The sequence below is a fragment of the Kitasatospora xanthocidica genome, from assembly GCF_014656195.1.
In the GTDB taxonomy this organism is placed as follows: Bacteria; Actinomycetota; Actinomycetes; order Streptomycetales; family Streptomycetaceae; genus Kitasatospora; species Kitasatospora xanthocidica.
In genome coordinates, this window is sequence record NZ_BNBY01000022.1 from 37,792 (window position 1) to 54,423 (window position 16,632).

General features: G+C 74.5%; 13 protein-coding genes. 9 read left to right on the forward strand and 4 right to left on the reverse strand.

What is annotated here, in order from left to right; genetic code table 11:
* Positions 1 to 30: 30 nt before the first annotated feature.
* Entirely contained in the window at positions 31 to 1,050 is a 1,020-nt protein-coding gene (locus tag IE332_RS29600) for a TAXI family TRAP transporter solute-binding subunit (protein ID WP_189922301.1), read from the reverse strand.
* Positions 1,051 to 1,244: 194 nt separating this feature from the next.
* Between IE332_RS29600 and miaB the strand changes: the two genes are divergently transcribed.
* Together miaB and IE332_RS29610 are read left to right on the forward strand one after the other, a co-directional pair.
* Positions 1,245 to 2,747, forward strand: a complete 1,503-nt coding sequence (miaB, locus tag IE332_RS29605; RefSeq protein WP_268256640.1) for a tRNA (N6-isopentenyl adenosine(37)-C2)-methylthiotransferase MiaB — start codon at positions 1,245 to 1,247, stop codon at positions 2,745 to 2,747.
* Positions 2,748 to 2,975: 228 nt separating this feature from the next.
* Positions 2,976 to 3,683, forward strand: coding sequence for a class III extradiol ring-cleavage dioxygenase family protein (locus IE332_RS29610; protein WP_189922303.1), 708 nt, complete (start codon positions 2,976 to 2,978; stop codon positions 3,681 to 3,683).
* Between the two features lie 59 nt (positions 3,684 to 3,742).
* Here the strand turns inward: IE332_RS29610 and IE332_RS29615 are convergent, their stop codons facing one another.
* Positions 3,743 to 3,988: an antitoxin gene (locus tag IE332_RS29615; protein WP_189922305.1), complete on the reverse strand. Its 246-nt coding sequence runs from the start codon at positions 3,986 to 3,988 to the stop codon at positions 3,743 to 3,745.
* A gap of 196 nt (positions 3,989 to 4,184) precedes the next feature.
* Here IE332_RS29615 and miaA point away from each other — a divergent pair, with 196 nt between their 5' ends.
* From miaA to hflX, 5 genes are all read left to right on the forward strand, one after another.
* Positions 4,185 to 5,144, forward strand: coding sequence for a tRNA (adenosine(37)-N6)-dimethylallyltransferase MiaA (gene miaA / locus IE332_RS29620; RefSeq protein ID WP_189922307.1), 960 nt, complete (start codon positions 4,185 to 4,187; stop codon positions 5,142 to 5,144).
* Between the two features lie 227 nt (positions 5,145 to 5,371).
* On the forward strand, positions 5,372 to 5,884 hold the full coding sequence (locus IE332_RS29625) for a hypothetical protein (protein WP_189922309.1): 513 nt from the start codon (positions 5,372 to 5,374) through the stop codon (positions 5,882 to 5,884).
* A gap of 135 nt (positions 5,885 to 6,019) precedes the next feature.
* Entirely contained in the window at positions 6,020 to 6,931 is a 912-nt protein-coding gene (gene dapF, locus IE332_RS29630) for a diaminopimelate epimerase (RefSeq protein ID WP_373313873.1), read from the forward strand.
* A 169-nt stretch (positions 6,932 to 7,100) separates the two neighbouring features.
* Positions 7,101 to 9,281, forward strand: a complete 2,181-nt coding sequence (locus IE332_RS29635; protein ID WP_189922311.1) for a RelA/SpoT family protein — start codon at positions 7,101 to 7,103, stop codon at positions 9,279 to 9,281.
* Positions 9,282 to 9,582: 301 nt separating this feature from the next.
* Positions 9,583 to 11,085, forward strand: coding sequence for a GTPase HflX (gene hflX / locus IE332_RS29640; protein ID WP_189922313.1), 1,503 nt, complete (start codon positions 9,583 to 9,585; stop codon positions 11,083 to 11,085).
* 130 nt (positions 11,086 to 11,215) lie between these two features.
* Here the strand turns inward: hflX and IE332_RS29645 are convergent, their stop codons facing one another.
* Together IE332_RS29645 and IE332_RS29650 are read right to left on the reverse strand one after the other, a co-directional pair.
* Positions 11,216 to 12,334: a trypsin-like serine peptidase gene (locus tag IE332_RS29645; RefSeq protein WP_189922315.1), complete on the reverse strand. Its 1,119-nt coding sequence runs from the start codon at positions 12,332 to 12,334 to the stop codon at positions 11,216 to 11,218.
* A gap of 55 nt (positions 12,335 to 12,389) precedes the next feature.
* Complete coding sequence (locus IE332_RS29650) at positions 12,390 to 13,589, reverse strand: trypsin-like serine peptidase (protein WP_189922317.1); 1,200 nt, start codon at positions 13,587 to 13,589, stop codon at positions 12,390 to 12,392.
* A gap of 577 nt (positions 13,590 to 14,166) precedes the next feature.
* Here IE332_RS29650 and IE332_RS41340 point away from each other — a divergent pair.
* Positions 14,167 to 16,002, forward strand: coding sequence for an IucA/IucC family protein (locus tag IE332_RS41340; RefSeq protein WP_229929017.1), 1,836 nt, complete (start codon positions 14,167 to 14,169; stop codon positions 16,000 to 16,002).
* Positions 15,894 to 16,628, forward strand: coding sequence for a GNAT family N-acetyltransferase (locus IE332_RS41345; protein ID WP_229929030.1), 735 nt, complete (start codon positions 15,894 to 15,896; stop codon positions 16,626 to 16,628). Before IE332_RS41340 ends, IE332_RS41345 begins: the two co-directional genes overlap by 109 nt.
* Positions 16,629 to 16,632: the final 4 nt, after the last annotated feature.

Consider the following 16,632-nt stretch of genomic DNA (forward strand, 5'->3'; position numbering starts at 1 on the left):
CGGGCGGTACGGCGGGCGCTACGGTGGCCGCTACGGCTTGACCGAGCGGTAGTAGCGCGCCGCGCCCGTGTGCAGGGGGAGCGGGTCGGTGTAGACGGCGGTGCGCAGGTCGACCAGCTGGGCGGCGTGCACCTGGGCGCCGATCTGGTCGCGACTGTCGATCACCGCCCGGGTCATGCCCTCGACCAGGCCCGGGTCCACGTCGTCCCGGGTGATCAGCAGGTTGGGCACGGCCATCGTCGCGACCGCGTCCTTGGGCTCGGCGTTCGGGTAGGTGCCCTTGGGCATGGTGGCCGCCCGGTACGCGTCGATGCCGCCGCCCTCCGCCTTGTGCAGCGCCTCGGACAGGTCGTTCAGCGGCACGATCCGGATCTTGACGTGGTCGGAGAGGTCGGTGAGCGCGCTGGTGGGCAGGCCGCCGGACCAGAAGAAGGCGTCCAGCTGGCCCGCGCGCAGCGCGTCGGCGGCCTCGCCGACCCCGGCCGGGACCGCGACGACGTCGTGCTCGGGGTTCAGCCCGGCGGCGGTCAGCAGCCGCTTGGTCACCAGGTTCACCCCGGACTGCTTCAGGCCGACGCCGACCCGCAGGCCCTTGAGGTCGGCCGTGCGGTGCACCGGGGAGGAGGCCGGGACGACCAGCTGCAGGTAGTCGTCGTAGAGCCGGGCGATCGCCCGCAGCCGGTCCTTGCCGGGACCCTGGTAGTCGGCGACCGCGTCGGCGGTGGCGATCGCGAAGGTGTCCCGGCCGGTGATCACCCGGGTGAGGTTGTCTATCGAGCCCTCGGTGTTGTCCAGGGCCAGCCGCACCCCCGGCATCGTCCCGGAGACGTGCGTCTGCAGCAGCTGCCCGTACCGGTCGTAGACGCCGCGCTGCACGCCGGTGGCGAAGCGGACCTCCCCGCGCGGGTACCCGGGCGAGCGGCCCGCCGACAGCCACCAGCCGCCGAACCCGGCGACCAGCAGCACCAGCACCAGCACCGTCCGCCACAGCGGGCTGCGGGCCGCGGTGCGGACGGCGGCGCCGAGACGTGACGGGGTGGTGGGGGTCATGCAGGGATACTGCCAGGCGCTCCGGCGGAACGGGAGGGGAACGGGCCGGGGAAAGCTCCGGGGAAGGGCGGGGAGGGGCTGCGGAGGGAGCGGGGAGAGGTCGGGGAGCTGCCGGGGAGGGGCGGGGGAGTTTCCCGGAACGGACGGGGCCCGCTCCGGGAAAAGCGCTTCGCGGCTGCCCGTACCCTGGTCTGGTGAGCGGTGAGAGCGGATTGAAGAGCTACAAGGTCGTCACGCACGGCTGTCAGATGAACGTCCACGACTCCGAGCGGCTGTCCGGGCTGCTGGAGGAGGCGGGCTACGTCAAGGCCGGGCCCGAGGGCGACCCGGACCTGGTGGTGTTCAACACCTGCGCGGTGCGCGAGAACGCCGACAACAAGCTGTACGGCAACCTCGGCCAGCTGGCGCCGGTCAAGACCCGCCACAAGGGCATGCAGATCGCCGTCGGCGGCTGCCTGGCCCAGAAGGACCGCGACACCATCGTCACCCGCGCCCCCTGGGTCGACGTGGTGTTCGGCACCCACAACATCGGGCACCTGCCCGCACTGCTGGAGCGGGCCGCGATCGAGAAGAAGGCCCAGGTCGAGATCCTCGAATCGCTGGAGACCTTCCCCTCCACCCTGCCGACCCGCCGCGACTCCGCGTACGCCGCCTGGGTCTCGATCTCGGTCGGCTGCAACAACACCTGCACCTTCTGCATCGTCCCCGCCCTGCGCGGCAAGGAGGAGGACCGCCGCCCCGGCGACGTCCTCGCCGAGATCGAGGCGCTGGTGGACGAGGGCGTCATCGAGGTGACCCTGCTCGGCCAGAACGTCAACGCCTACGGCTCCGACCTGGGCGACCGCGAGGCCTTCTCCAAGCTGCTGCGCGCCGCCGGGCAGATCGAGGGCCTGGAGCGGATCCGCTTCACCTCGCCGCACCCGCGCGACTTCACCGACGACGTGATCGCCGCGATGGCAGAGACCCCGACCGTGATGCACCAGCTGCACATGCCGCTGCAGTCCGGCTCCGACCGGGTGCTCAAGGCGATGCGCCGCTCCTACCGGCAGGAGCGTTTCCTCGGGATCATCAGATCGGTCCGCGAGGCGATGCCCGACGCGGCGATCTCCACCGACATCATCGTGGGCTTCCCCGGCGAGACCGAGGAGGACTTCGAGGAGACGATGCACACCGTCCGCGAGGCCCGCTTCACCAACGCCTTCACCTTCCAGTACTCCAAGCGCCCCGGGACCCCGGCGGCGGAAATGGAGGACCAGGTGCCGAAGGAGGTCGTGCAGGCCCGCTACGACCGGCTGATCGCCCTCCAGGAGGAGATCTCCTGGGAGGAGAACAAGAAGCAGGTCGGCCGCACCCTGGAGATCCTGGTCGCCGAGGGCGAGGGCAAGAAGGACGACCAGACCCGGCGGCTCTCCGGGCGCGCGCCCGACAACCGCCTGGTGCACTTCAGCAAGCCCGAGGAGCCGGTGCGCCCGGGCGACATGGTGACCGTCGAGATCACCTACGCCGCCCCGCACCACCTGCTGGCCGAGGGCCCGGCGCTCTCGGTGCGCCGCACCCGGGCCGGCGACGCCTGGGAGAAGCGCCAGGCCAAGCCCGCCGCCAAGCCGGCCGGCGTGATGCTCGGCCTGCCGTCCATCGGCGCCCCGGCCGCGCTGCCGCTCGCCGCGCCGGCGGGCGGGGCCTGCTGCGGCGACTGACGGCCTGCTTCCGGCTCGGTGCGGTGAGAGCCGCGCCGAGCCGAAGGGGCGCGCCGGTGCCGAAAGCGAGGAGCGAGGAGGCCCGAGACGGGGGTCCCCCCGGCCGAAGGCTGGGGGAGAGGGCCTTGGAGCGACGACCGTCGGCACCGGGCCAAGAGCGCCCCGGAGGCGAGCGCGCGAGTCACAGCTTCTGCGGGGCCGCCGTTCCCGTTGGCTAGAGTGATCCACATGCTGGTAGCCGCCGCCGTGTGCCCCTGTCCGCCGCTGCTCGTCCCGGAGGTCGCCGCCGGGGCGGCGGCCGAGCTGGACGCGCTGCGCGCCGCCTGCGACGAGGCGCTGGCGGCACTGGTCGCGGCCGAGCCGGAGCTGGTCGTGGTGGTCGGCACCGGGCCGGAGGCCGAGGTGTGGACCGAGGGCGGGGCCGGCTCCTTCCGCCGCTACGGGGTGCCGCTGGTCGCCAAGCTGCCCGGTGACCGGGTCGAGGGGCCGGAGCTGGCGCCCTCGCTGACCGTCGGCGCCTGGCTGCTGGAGCGCGCCGGGGTGACCCTGCCCACGCACGCCTGCGCGGTGCCCGCCGACGCCCCGGCCGACCGGATGCTCGGCCTCGGCCAGGGCCTGGCCGGGCTCGCCGACCGGGTCGCCCTGCTGGTGCTCGGCGACGGCAGCGCCTGCCGCTCGGTGAAGGCGCCCGGCTACCTGGACGAGCGGGCCGAGGACTTCGACGCCGCCCTGGCCGCCGCCCTGGGCGCGGCCGACCCGGCGGCGCTGGCCGCCCTGGACGCGGGCCTGGCCGCCGAGCTCAAGGCCGAGGGCCGGGCGCCCTGGCAGGTGCTGGCCGGCGCCGCGGAGGGCGCCGGCCTCACCGGGCGGCTGGGCTACCAGGACGCGCCGTACGGCGTCGGGTACTTCGTGGCGAGCTGGGCCCAGGGGGCCTAGCCGGTCCCTGGCGGGTTCCGGTCGGGTTCCTGGCGGGCCCCGGTCGGGCCCCCGGCGGGTCAGGACTTCGGGGGCTGTCCCGGCTCGCCCGGCTTCGGCTTGTGCGCGAAGTCGTCGACGGCGTGCTTGGCCTTGCCGGCGCCGTGCTCGATCTTGTCGCTGTACTTGCCCTTGGTCGCCTTGTCGATCGCGCCGCCGGCCTTGTCCACGGCCTTCTCGATCTGGTCGCTGTGCTTGCCGGCCAGCTCGCTCGCCTTCTCCTTGAGCTCCTCGGCCTTGCCCTTGAGGTTGTCCATCAGACCCATGGCGGTCTCACCCTTCCCTGTCGTCCGTCCATCCCCGTCCCCTGCACAACGTCCGCGCTCGGCGAAGCGTTCGCAAACCGGGCGCCAACTGGGAAAACGTCCGGAAACGGTCCGGAGAACAGTCATATCGTCGCGCAGCTCCGGGCGACCGGCAGCCCGGTCCCCGTCCCCGCCGCGGTTTTGCGAGACTGGAGCGGTGAGCAGCTCCCTTACCCCGCGTGTCGCCCCTGCCCGTGTGATCTGCGTCGTCGGCGCGACCGCCGCCGGCAAGTCCGACCTGGCCGTCGCCCTCGCCCGCAGCCTCGACGGCGAGGTGATCAACACCGACTCGATGCAGCTGTACCGGGGCATGGACATCGGCACCGCCAAGCTCACCATGGCCGAGCGCGAAGGGGTCCCGCACCACCTGATGGACGTCTGGGACGTCACCGAGGCCGCCAGCGTGGCCGAGTACCAGCGGCTGGCCCGGGCCGAGATCGACCGGCTGCTCGCCGCCGGGCGCACGCCCGTCCTGGTCGGCGGCTCCGGGCTGTACGTCCGGGCGGCCATCGACGAGATGGAGTTCCCCGGCACCGACCCGGCCGTCCGGGCCCGGCTGGAGGCCGAACTGGAGGAGCTCGGCCCGTACGCGCTGCACGGCCGGCTGGCCGGCCTGGACCCGGCGGCCGCCGAGGCGATCCTCACGAGCAACGGACGGCGGATCGTCCGCGCGCTGGAGGTCATCGAGATCACCGGGCAGCCGTTCACCGCCAACCTGCCGAGCAACACCGCCGTGTACGAGGCGGTGCAGATCGGCGTCGCCGTGCCGCGTCCCGAGCTGGACGAGCGGATCACGCTGCGGGTCGACCGGATGTGGGAGGCCGGACTCCTGGACGAGGTGCGGGAGCTGGAGAAGGCCGGACTGCGGGAGGGGAGGACCGCCTCCCGGGCGCTCGGCTACCAGCAGGTGCTCGACCACTTCGCCGGCGAGTGCACCGAGGACGAGGCGCGGGCCGAGACCGTCCGGGCCACCAAGCGCTTCGCCCGCCGCCAGGAGTCCTGGTTCCGCCGCGACGACCGGATCCACTGGCTCTCCCGACCGGCCGGAACCGACCCCGTCGAGATGCTGGAACGGTCCCTCGAACTGATCGGCCGTCAGGGTGTTCCGGCCGCGTAGGACGGGTTCCGGCCAATTCGGCGGTGCACCTGCGCGGGCAGGTGACCGTGCAGGACGAACCGGCGGTCACGGCCCGATCACGTGATGGCCACGGATCACCCGTCGACCCCGGTCAGGCCCGGAATGACCGTCTGGACATGCCATCATCGAAGGCATAGGAGTCGGCCGAACGGGCCGACCGAGCCCGGCCGCGAGTCCGCTCGTGTCGAACTGTCAGGGGAGGCCGTGTGTCGACGGGTACCGGCCCCGAACCCGGTCAGAGCGGGAGTGTCACCGCGCCGGCCGAGGCCTTCGACGAGTCGACGATGGGCGACCTCCCCGTGCTGACCGGACTTGAGGCGCCGACCTCGTACGCGGTCGCGATGCCCGCCCTGGACACCCGTACCCCGCCCGGCGGCGCGGTGCACGAGCGGGAGATCCGGCCGCTGCGCCGGCTGCGCTGGTGGCAGACCCTGCCGATCGCGCTGCTGGGCACCCTCGGCTCGCTGATGTTCGCCTTCCCGCTCGCCTTCGGCTCGGCCGGCGCGCGCGCCACCATGGTCGGGATGCTCGGGCTGCTGCTCACCGCCGCCTCGGTCGGCTGGGGCGCGATGGCCGCCCGGCACGCCGGCTACAAGTGGCCGGGGCTGCCCCGCCGGGGCTCCGGGCAGCGCGCCGGGTGGAAGGCGATCGTGCTCTACACCGTGATCGCGCTGGCCGCCTGCGCGCTCGCGGTCTGGCGCGTCGCCTACCTGCGCTGAGCTCCGCCCGGGTCCCCGCCCCGAGCCGAAGGGGCGCGCCGGTGCCGAAAGGGAGAGCGCGAGGGAGCGCCGACCGTCGGCACCGGGCCGGAGCGCCCCGGAGGCGAGCGGGCGAGTATCAGTACCATCGGGAGGGTGAGCGCATCCTCTTCCCAGCACGGCGGCATCCCCTTCTTCAAGGGGCACGGCACCCAGAACGACTTCGTCATCGTCCCGGACCCGGACGGCGCGCTGGAGATCGGTCCCGCGGCCGTCGCCGCGCTGTGCGACCGGCGGGCCGGCATCGGCGGGGACGGGTTGCTGCGGGTGGTGCGGGCGGCCGCGGACCCGGCCGCCGCGGGGATGGCCGACCGGGCCGAGTGGTTCATGGACTACCGCAACTCCGACGGCAGCCTCGCCGAGATGTGCGGAAACGGCCTGCGGGTCTTCGCCCGCTTCCTGGTCGGGGCCGGTCTGGCCAAGCCGGGTGAGCTGGCGATCGCCACCCGCTCCGGGGTGCTCACCGCGAGGGTCGCCGAGGACGCCGGGGACGGCACGCCCGGTGACGTCACCATCGACATGGGCCGCGCCCGGCTGCCCGGGCCGGACGGCATCGAGGTCGCGGTCGGGGAGCGGCGCTGGCCGGCCCTGAACGTCAACATGGGCAACCCGCACGCGGTGGCCTTCGTGGAGAGCCTGGACCACGCGGGCGACCTGTACACCGCGCCGCTCACCAGCCCCGAGGGCACCTACCCGCAGGGCGTCAACGTCGAGTTCGTGGTGGACCGCGGCCCGCGGCACGTCGCGATGCGGGTGCACGAGCGCGGCTCGGGCGAGACCCGTTCCTGCGGCACCGGCGCCTGCGCCGTCGCGGTGGCGGCGATCCGCCGGGACGGCGTCGACCCGGCGGTCACCGGTGAGGCCGTCGCGTACACCGTGGACGTGCTGGGCGGCCGGCTGGTCATCACCGAGCACCCGGACGGCCGGGTGGAGATGACCGGGCCGGCCGTGATCGTGGCCGAGGGACGGCTGGACGAGCGCTGGTGGGAGTCCGTCCGCCGGAGCTGACAGCCCGGTTTGCCCAATTCGTACGGCGACGAATCCCCCCGATCGGGTGATACCGGTCGCGGACGGGAATCACGGCGTCGCGGAACGTGCTCTGCTCGGTAGCATGGACCACCGGGTCGATCACCCCACGGGGAGGGGCGCCGCCCGGCGACCGTTGCCGGAGGTGCCGATGACCATCGAAGCCGGGCAGTCCCTGACGGGGCAGCCGACGACCGTACGGCAGGCCGGGGCCAGGAGGCCCCTCGGAGAGCTCGGCCGGGCAGCCCTCGGCCGGGCCGGCCGGGCCGCGCTGCTGGCGACCGGCCGGCCGCCGGTGCCGGACGCCCTGGAACCGCTCGTCCGGGTCCACCGGCAGCACCATCCGCAGGCCGACCTCGGCCTGCTCGCCAGGGCGTACCGGCTCGCCGAGGCCAGCCACCGCGGCCAGAAGCGCAAGAGCGGCGAGCCGTACATCACCCACCCGCTGGCCGTCACCATGATCCTGGCCCAACTCGGCGCCGGGACGACCACCTTGGTCGCCTCGCTGCTCCACGACACCGTCGAGGACACCGAGTTGACGCTGGACCAGGTGAGCGCCGGGTTCGGGCCCGAAGTCGCCTACCTGGTCGACGGGGTGACGAAACTGGAGAAGGTCGACTTCGGCGCCGCCGCCGAGGCGGAGACCTTCCGCAAGATGCTGGTCGCCACCGGGGACGACGTCCGGGTGATGGTGATCAAGCTGGCCGACCGGCTGCACAACATGCGCACCATCCGGCACATGAAGCCGGCCAGCCAGGTGCGGATCGCCAAGGTCACCCGGGACGTGCTGATCCCGCTGGCCGAGCGGCTCGGCATCCAGGTGCTCAAGGCGGAGCTGGAGGACATCGTCTTCGCCACCCTGCACCCCGAGGAGCACGCCCGCACCCGTGCCCTGATGGCCGGCCACGAGGCCGAGCCGGACACCGTGCTGGAGCCCTTCGCCCGGCAGCTGGCCCGGCAGCTGGCCGAGGCCGGGGTGGCCGCCGAGGTGACGGTCCGCCCCCGGCACTGCGTCTCGCTGCACCGGGTGCTGCTCAAGCGGTCCGGCGCGCCCGGGCCGGACGGCCGGCCGCAGGGGCCGCGGCCCGCCGACTTCGGGCGGCTGCTGGTGGTGGTCGAGGAGAACGCCGACTGCTACGCGGTGCTCGGCGAGCTGCACACCTGCTGGACGCCGCTGCCCGGGGAGTTCAAGGACTTCGTCGCCGCGCCCAAGTTCAACCTGTACCAGTCGCTGCACACCGCCGTGGCGCTGAGCGACGGCGCGGTGGTCGAGGTGCTGGTCCGCACCCGCCGGATGCACGAGGTCGCCGAGACCGGGGTGGTCACGCTGGGCGGCCCGTCCCCGGCCGGCGCCGCCCAGGACACCGACGAACTGGACCGCACCGACCCGGCCAGGCCCGGCTGGCTCAGCCGGCTCCTGGAGTGGCAGCAGGAGACGCCCGACCCGGACGCCTTCTGGTCCGCGCTCACCGCCGACCTGGCCGGCGACCGCGAGATCACCGTGGTCACGGAGAGCGGCGAAACGCTTCAGCTGCGGGCCGGCGCCACCTGTGTGGACGCGGCCTACCTGCTCGGCGAGGAGACCGGCCACCGATGTATCGGCGTCCGGGTCAACGGACGGCTCAGCGCGCTCTCCACCGTGCTGGAGGACGGCGACCTGGTCGAGGTGCTCACCGAGAGCCCCCCGGCCGGCGGTGGACAGCCCTCCGGCCCCGCCCCCGAGTGGCTGGCGCACGCCCGCACCCCGGCCGCCCGGCTGGCCATCGAACGCTGGCTGGCCGACCCCCCGGCCCGGCTGCCCGCCGTCCGCACCGGCCCGGCCGGGGCCCAGCCCGCCCCGCCCGGCCGCCGTACCGCCGAGAAGCGGTCCGCCCCGGTCGCGGTGACCGGACGGCCCGGGGCGACCGTACGGCTGGCGCGCTGCTGCACGCCCGTCCCGCCGGACGAGGTGGCCGGCTACCCGATCCGCGGCGGCGCGGTGGCCGTGCACCGCACCGGCTGCCCGGCGGGCGAGCGGATGCGGGCGGACGGGCGGACCGCGCTGGAGGTCCGCTGGCAGCCGCAGTCCACCCCGGCCACCGGGCACCGGGCCACCCTGCGGGCCGAGGCGCTGAACCGGCCCCGGCTGCTCGCCGACATCACCGCGGCGATCTCCGCGGCCGGCGTCGGCATCGTCTCGGCCGGGGTCGAGCCGCCGCAGGAGTCGCGGGTCCGGCACACCTACACCGTCGAACTGCCCGAGCCGGGCGCGCTGCCCGGGCTGATGCGGGCGATGCTGCGGGTCTCCGGGGTCTACGACGTCAGCCGCCCGCACGCCCCGGAGGTGGGGTAGGGCCCGCCCGGCCCGGTCGGCCGGGGCCATGGGGCCGGGCGCCGGGCCCGGGGCCGCCGGGCCGGCGCCGCCGCGCGGCGAAATGGGGATGACCGGTCCCGGCCGGGCGTGCGACCATCGTGGGGAATTCACGGCCGGTCCACGGCGTTCACAGGGCACAGGAGTCCCGGTGGCACCCGAGGACCCGAGGGGTTAGCTCACCCCCGCCCGGACGGTAGCCGGGGCGGCAGCTGGGCAGACTCCGTACGGGACCGCGCGGCGGTCCCGGAAGGCCACCCTCACCAGCGAGCCAAAGGACAGAATGACCTCCACGTTCGACACCCGCGACCACGCCGACGCCACGCGCCGCATCGACGGTCTGCGGGCGGAAGCCCTCATGGACGAGGACCTCGCGGCCATCGACGAGGACCTCGGCCACCACTACGACGGCGACCAGTACGACCGCAGCGAGCGCGCCGCCCTGCGACGGGTCGCCGGCCTCTCCACCGAACTCGAAGACGTCACCGAGGTCGAGTACCGCCAGCTCCGCCTGGAGCGCGTGGTGCTCGTCGGCGTCTGGACCGACGGCACGCTGGAGGAGGCGGAGAACTCCATGGCGGAGCTCGCCGCGCTCGCCGAGACCGCCGGCTCCCAGGTGCTGGACGGCGTGATCCAGCGCCGCGACAAGCCCGACGCGGCCACCTACATCGGCTCCGGCAAGGCGAAGGAGCTGCGCGACATCGTCGCCTCCACCGGCGCCGACACCGTGGTCTGCGACGGTGAGCTCACCCCCGGCCAGCTGATCCACCTGGAAGACGTGGTCAAGGTCAAGGTCGTCGACCGGACGGCCCTGATCCTGGACATCTTCGCCCAGCACGCCAAGTCCCGGGAGGGCAAGGCGCAGGTCTCGCTCGCGCAGATGCAGTACATGCTGCCGCGGCTGCGAGGCTGGGGTCAGTCGCTGTCCCGGCAGATGGGTGGTGGCGGCTCCGGCTCGTCCGGCGGCGGCATGGCCACCCGTGGTCCCGGTGAGACCAAGATCGAGACCGACCGGCGCCGGATCCGCGAGAAGATGGCGAAGCTGCGCCGGGAGATCGCGGACATGAAGAAGGGCCGCGACACCAAGCGCCAGGAGCGCCGGCGCCACCAGGTGCCGTCGGTGGCCATCGCCGGCTACACCAACGCCGGCAAGTCCTCCCTGCTCAACCGGCTCACCGGCGCGGGCGTGCTGGTGGAGAACTCGCTGTTCGCCACCCTGGACCCGACCGTGCGCCGGGCCCAGACCCCGAGCGGGCGGGTCTACACCCTGGCCGACACGGTCGGCTTCGTCCGGCACCTGCCGCACCACCTGGTCGAGGCCTTCCGCTCGACCATGGAGGAGGTCGCCGACGCGGACCTCATCCTGCACGTGGTCGACGGCTCGCACCCCGAGCCGGAGACGCAGCTGGCCGCCGTCCGCGAGGTCATCGTCTCGGTCGACGCGCAGAACGTGCCGGAGATCGTGGTGATCAACAAGGCCGACGCCGCCGACCCGCACGTGCTGCAGCGGCTGCTGCGCCGCGAGCCGCACGCCATCGTGGTGTCGGCCCGCAGCGGCGCCGGCATCGAGGAGCTGCTGACGCTCATCGACGACGAGCTGCCGCGACCGGCCGTCGAGGTGCGGGCCCTGGTGCCCTACACCCAGGGCGCGCTGGTCTCCCGGGTGCACGCGGAGGGCGAGCTGATCGCCACCGAGCACACCGGCGAGGGCACGCTGCTGCACGCCAAGGTGCCGGCCGAGCTGGCCGCCGAGCTGGAGCACTTCGCGGTGGCCCTGCACGGCTGAGGCGCGACCGCACGGAAGGGCCCCCGGACCGCACGGTCCGGGGGCCCTTGCGCGTGCCGGGCGCGCGGAGGCCGGCGTTGCGGGGGCCCTTGCGCGCGCGGGTCGGCGATCGCGGTCGGTGCCCGGGAGGTCAGCGGACGTTCTTGGCGAAGAAGTCGAAGGCCTGCTTCGCCTGCTCCTGCAGGGAGGGCCCGGCCTGGTAGCCGGCCGGGTTGCGGTTGCCGATCGCGCCGACGCTGATCAGGTTGGGCTTGCCGTCCTTGGTGATGAACCAGCCGCCGCCGCTCGAACCGGCGGTCATGGTGCAGCCGAGCACGTACATCGGCGGGCGGGTCCGGTCGAAGGAGAGCCGGACGGGCGGCGCCGGGGAGTCGCAGTGCTCCAGTTCCGTGCCGTCGAAGGGCCGCTCGGCGGGGTAGCCGTAGGCGGCGACCGAGGTGATCTGGTCGCGCGGGGCGTTGAACCAGACCGGGACCGAGCCGCCGACCGTCTCCTCCAGGGACTTGCCGGTGTCGTTCTCGGCGCGCACCCGCAGGACCCCGTAGTCGAACTGGTTGTGGGCGCCCACGCCGCTCTCCTGGAGCCAGGTCGGCGACACCAGCGCGCGCACCGCCGTCCACCGGCCGTACGGGGCGGCCAGCGCGTCGGGGTACGGCTTGCCGCGGGTCGCCCGGCCGTCCCGGTTGAAGCCGGGCACGAAGACCAGGTTCTTCAGCCAGCCGCCGCCCTTGCCGTCGTGCAGGCAGTGCGCGGCGGTGTAGACCAGGTTGCTGCGGCCGGGGTTGACCGGGTCGGAGACCACGGTGGCGGAGCAGGCCGCGTCGCCCTGCGGCGTGGTCATGAAGAGCCGGCCGACCACCGCGGTGGCCTGCCCGTACGGGTGCGGCTGCGGCTGGGCGGGCACGGCGGCGGGCGGGGCGTCCCGCTCGACACCGGGGGCCGCCGTGGCGGTGAGCGAGTACTCCGGGGTGGGCCGGGGCTTGGCGGCGTCCATCCGGGCGGTCGTCCAGGCGCCCGGGGCCGCCTCGTTGGCGAACCCGCTCTCCGCGACGTACTTGGTCCACTCCTCCAGCTTCCAGCCCGTCAGGTCGCCCAGGCTGGTCGGTGCGGACTTGGGCAGGGCGGGGGGCGGGGTGGCGGGCCTGGCGGGGCCGTCCGGGCCGCAGCCGGCCGCGGCGAGGGCGGTCACGGCGAGCAGCGCGGCGCCGGCCGTCCCGGCCCGGCGCCCCCGGTTGGTGGTTCTCGGCATGCTCCATCGTCCCCCGTGCTGTGCTGGTGTTCCCGTACCGCCCCCCGGTGGCGGATCACTGCTTCCTGGAGATCCAGTCCAGGGCCTGCTTGGCGACCGCCTCCAGGTAGGGGCCGCTGAGCGAGGTGTGGTCCTGCGTCCCGATCGAGGTGTTGCTGACCAGGGCGGTCCTCCCGTCGGGCATGGTGGCGAACCAGCCGCCGCCGCTGGAGCCCTGGGTCATGTTGCAGCCGATGGTGAGCATCGTGGGGCGCTTGGCGTCGAAGGAGAGCCGGGTCGGCTTGCCGCCGTCGCACCTGTACAGCTCCTGGCCGTCGAACGGCTTGAGCAGCGGGTAGCCGGTGGCCGACACGTTCAGCTTGTCGCGCGGGGCGTCGAACCACACCGGGACGGCCGAACCGACCGTCTCCTCCAGGGACTTGCCGGTGTCGTTCTGGTTGTGCACGCGCATGACGGCGAAGTCGTACTGGTTGGCGGCGTCCCCGGTGCCGCCGCCCTCGACCATCCACTGCGGCGAGGTGGTGACCTGGTCGGCCCACCAGGTGCCGAGCGGGGCCAGCTCGGACAGCGGGGCGCGCTTGCCGCCGCTGGAGGCACCCGAGTTGTTGTAGGCGGGCACGAAGACCAGGTCCTTGTAGAAGTTCCCGCCCTTGCCCTCGTGCACGCAGTGGCCGGCCGTCCAGACCAGGTTGCTCCTGCCGGGGTGCTGCGGGTCGGCGATCACCGTCGCCGAGCAGTTGCCGCGGCCGCCCTTGGCGGAGAAGAACACCTTGCCGGAGGGCTGCTTGGTGTACGGGCGGGGCACCGCCACGGCGTTGACCACCGCGGGCTCCGGGTCGGTCACCCCGTCGTCACCGGGCTTGGGGGTGGCCGGCGAGGGCTTGCTGGCGGGCGGGGCCGGGTCGGCGGGCTTGGAGTCGCCCATCTTGTCCGGGTCCCAGAAGTCCTTCACCACCGGGTTGTTGAAGACGTGCTTGGACGCCCAGGTGTCCCAGTCCTCGAACTTCCACTTCTTCAGGTCGTCCCAGGTCTTCGGCAGGCCCTCCAGCAGACCGGTCGGAAGGCCGGACGGCAGGGTGATCCCGCCGATCACGCCGCCTCCGCCCGCGCCGCCGCTCGCCGCGGCCGAGGAGGGCGGCGGCGCGGCGCTGCCCCCGCCGTCGCCCGCCGGGCCGTCCGGCCCGCAGGCGCTCACGGCGAGCAGGGTTCCCGCGACCGCGGCGGCGGCCAGGGCTGACCGGTGGATCGTAGGCATCTGTGCGCTTCCCCCTGTGCTCGGTCGGTCTGTGGTTTCTGTCGGTGCTCGGTGCTGGGTGCTCGGTGCTCGGTGCGCTGTTGTCGCTCTGTGGCTGCTCGGTGCTCGGCGCCCGGTCGGCGGTGCGGGTCCGGTCGGTGACGGCTCGTCCGTGTCCGGCCGGTCCGTGCCGCGGCGGCCCGCCGTCCTGGAGTCTTCCATCGGGGATGAGGACGGCCGTGCCCGCCCCCCGGGTTGCGGCGCGGGCCGGAGGACTCCGATCCGTGACGCGGGCCCGGTCGGCTCGTTGGCACAGCAGGCCCTTTCGCCCGGGTGGCGGACAATCCCCGATTCTCACCCGGACGAGTGAGCGGTCCTTGTGATCACCCCTCAGGGATAGGTAACCCTTACCTGACGCGACGGTGCGAGCGCCCGCCGCCCCCTCCACCGCAGAGCGCGTCCGCACCCCCACGCGCCCCAAGGAGCAGCCTTGAGCACCGCCCTCACCGGAGCCCCGCCCGAACCGCCGCAGCCGACGGAGCCCCCCCGGGCGTCCAAGGGCGAGCGGACACCGCAAGCGACGAGCGAGGAGCGAACGGTGGGGGCACCCCCGGTCGAAGGCCGGGGGAGAGCGTCGGCGCAGCGGCCCGAGCACCCGGAGGCGGGCGGCCAGGGGCGGCCCGAGCCGGACCCGCTGCTGCACCCCGATCCCGCCGTGGCCGCCGAACAGGCCGCCCTGGAAGCCCTGTTGCGCTGCTGGGCCCGGGAGACCGGGGCCCGGCCGGGCCCCGACGGCCGGCTGCGGATCGCCGTCCTCGGCGGTGCCGCCCGGCTCACCGCCCCGGTGCGCTACTGGTCGCCCGGCGGCTGGCACCGCTTCGGCCCGGCCAGCCTCGCGGCCGGCCAGGGCGGTGCGGCGGGGGAGGGGGCCGCCGCCCCGGTGGACGCCGTCACCGCCGCCGCGCTGCTCGCCGCCGCGGCCGCCGACCGCCCCGACCCCGGGCAGGTCGCCGACCTCGCGGCCCGGGTCGCCGACTCGGTCGTCCGCACCGCCGAGATCCTCGCCCACCGCCGGACCGCCGCCGAGCCCGGCGGCCCGGAACGCTCCCACTTCCTCGCCGCCGAACAGTCCCTGCTGCTCGGCCACCCGCTGCACCCCACCCCGAAGAGCCGCGACGGCCTCGGCCCGGCCCAGAGCGTCGCCTACTCGCCCGAACTGCACGGCTCCTTCCAACTCCACTGGTACGCCGTGGACCGGGAACTGCTCGCCGCCGGCTCCGCCGTCGCCGAGAGCGCCGAACAGCTCACCGCCGGCCTGCTCGACGGCCGCCTCGCCCTGCCGCCCGGCACCGCCGCCCTGCCGCTGCACCCCTGGCAGGCCCGCGAACTCGCCCACCGCCCGGCCGTCGCCGCGCTGCTCGCCGACGGGCTGCTGCACGACCTCGGCCCGGCCGGCGAGCCCTGGCACCCCACCTCCTCGGTGCGCACCGTCTACCGGCCCGGCACCCCCTGGATGCTCAAGCTCTCGCTGGGCCTGCGGATCACCAACTCCCGCCGGGAGAACCTCCGCAAGGAACTCCACCGCGGCCTGGAGATGCACCGGCTGCTGGAGAGCGGGCTGGCCGCCGAGTGGCGGGCCGCCCACCCCGGCTTCGACATCGTCCGCGACCCGGCCTGGATCGGCGTCGACCATCCGACCCTCGGCGACCCGGGCGGCCTGGACACCGTGCTGCGCGCCCAGCCCTTCGCGCCCGCCGAGCGCGCGCTGTGCGTCGCCGGGCTGGTCGCCGAACAGCCGCTCGGCACCGGCGACACCGTGCCGTCCCGGCTCGGCGACATCCTGCGGGCGCTCGCTGCGCGCAGCGGCCGCCCGCTGCCGACCGTCGCCGCCGAATGGTTCCTGCGCTACCTGGACGCCGTCGTGCTGCCCATCCTCTGGCTGGACGGCCGGGGCGGCATCGCCCTGGAGGCGCACCAGCAGAACAGCCTCGTCCTGCTCGACGAGGACGGCTGGCCGAGCGGCGGCCGCTACCGCGACAACCAGGGCTACTACTACCGGGAGAGCGCCACCGAGCGGCTCACCGCCCGGCTGCCCGGGCTCGGCGCCGACAGCGACACCTTCCTGCCGGACCCGGTGATCGACCACCACTTCGCCTACTACCTCGGCATCAACCACGTGCTCGGCCTGATCGGCGCCCTCGGCTCCCAGGGGCTGGCCGAGGAGCCGGTGCTGCTGGCCGCGCTGCGCCGCTTCCTCGCCGGGCCGCGGGCCGCCGCCACCGGCTCGGCGCTGCCCGGGCTGCTGCTGGAGGCGCCCACGCTGCCCTGCAAGGCCAACCTGCTCACCCGGATCAACGGCATGGACGAGCTGGTCGGCCCGGTCGCCAGCCAGTCCGTCTACGTGGACATCCCCAACCCGGTGGCGGGCGGCTGATGCTGGACGACCTGCCCGGGTGGGGCGCGATCCCCACCCCGGCCGGCGAGTTCCGGCTCAGCCCGGTCCGGCTGCCGGCCGACCTGGACCTGCTCGCCGGATGGATGAACGACCCCGAGGTCGCCGCCTTCTGGGAGCTCGCCGGGCCGCCGGAGGTCACCGGGCGGCACGTCCGGGCCCAGCTGGACGGCGACGGCCGCAGCGTTCCCTGCCTCGGCCTGCTCGACGGCGAGCCGGTCAGCTACTGGGAGGTCTACCGCGCCGACCTCGACCCGCTGGCCGCGCACTACCCCGCCCGGCCGCACGACACCGGCGTCCACCTGCTGCTCGGCCCGGCCGCCAGCCGCGGCCGGGGACTGGGCGCCGTCCTGCTGGCCGCCCTCGCGGAGCGGATCCTGCGCCGCCGCCCGTCCTGCCAGCGGGTCGTCGCCGAACCGGACGTCCGCAACCGGCGCTCGGTCCGGGCCTTCGAACGGGCCGGGTTCCGGGCGGCCGCCGAACTCGACCTGCCCGACAAGCGCGCCGCCCTGATGGTGCGGCCGCGCGCCCCCGGCCCGGGCCCGTCTCACCTCGGTCCGGCTCACCCCGGCCCGTCCGACCCCGGCCCCGGCCCCGACCCCGCCTAGGACA

Bases quoted from the DNA above. Each gene is read 5' to 3' on its own strand.
- IE332_RS29615 (WP_189922305.1), bottom strand. From the start codon at position 3,988: ATGGGTCTGATGGACAACCTCAAGGGCAAGGCCGAGGAGCTCAAGGAG.
- IE332_RS29650 (WP_189922317.1), bottom strand. From the start codon at position 13,589: ATGCCTACGATCCACCGGTCAGCCCTGGCCGCCGCCGCGGTCGCGGGA.
- IE332_RS29610 (WP_189922303.1), top strand. From the start codon at position 2,976: ATGCTGGTAGCCGCCGCCGTGTGCCCCTGTCCGCCGCTGCTCGTCCCG.
- IE332_RS29635 (WP_189922311.1), top strand. From the start codon at position 7,101: ATGACCATCGAAGCCGGGCAGTCCCTGACGGGGCAGCCGACGACCGTA.
- IE332_RS29600 (WP_189922301.1), bottom strand. From the start codon at position 1,050: ATGACCCCCACCACCCCGTCACGTCTCGGCGCCGCCGTCCGCACCGCG.
- IE332_RS29645 (WP_189922315.1), bottom strand. From the start codon at position 12,334: ATGCCGAGAACCACCAACCGGGGGCGCCGGGCCGGGACGGCCGGCGCC.
- hflX (WP_189922313.1), top strand. From the start codon at position 9,583: ATGACCTCCACGTTCGACACCCGCGACCACGCCGACGCCACGCGCCGC.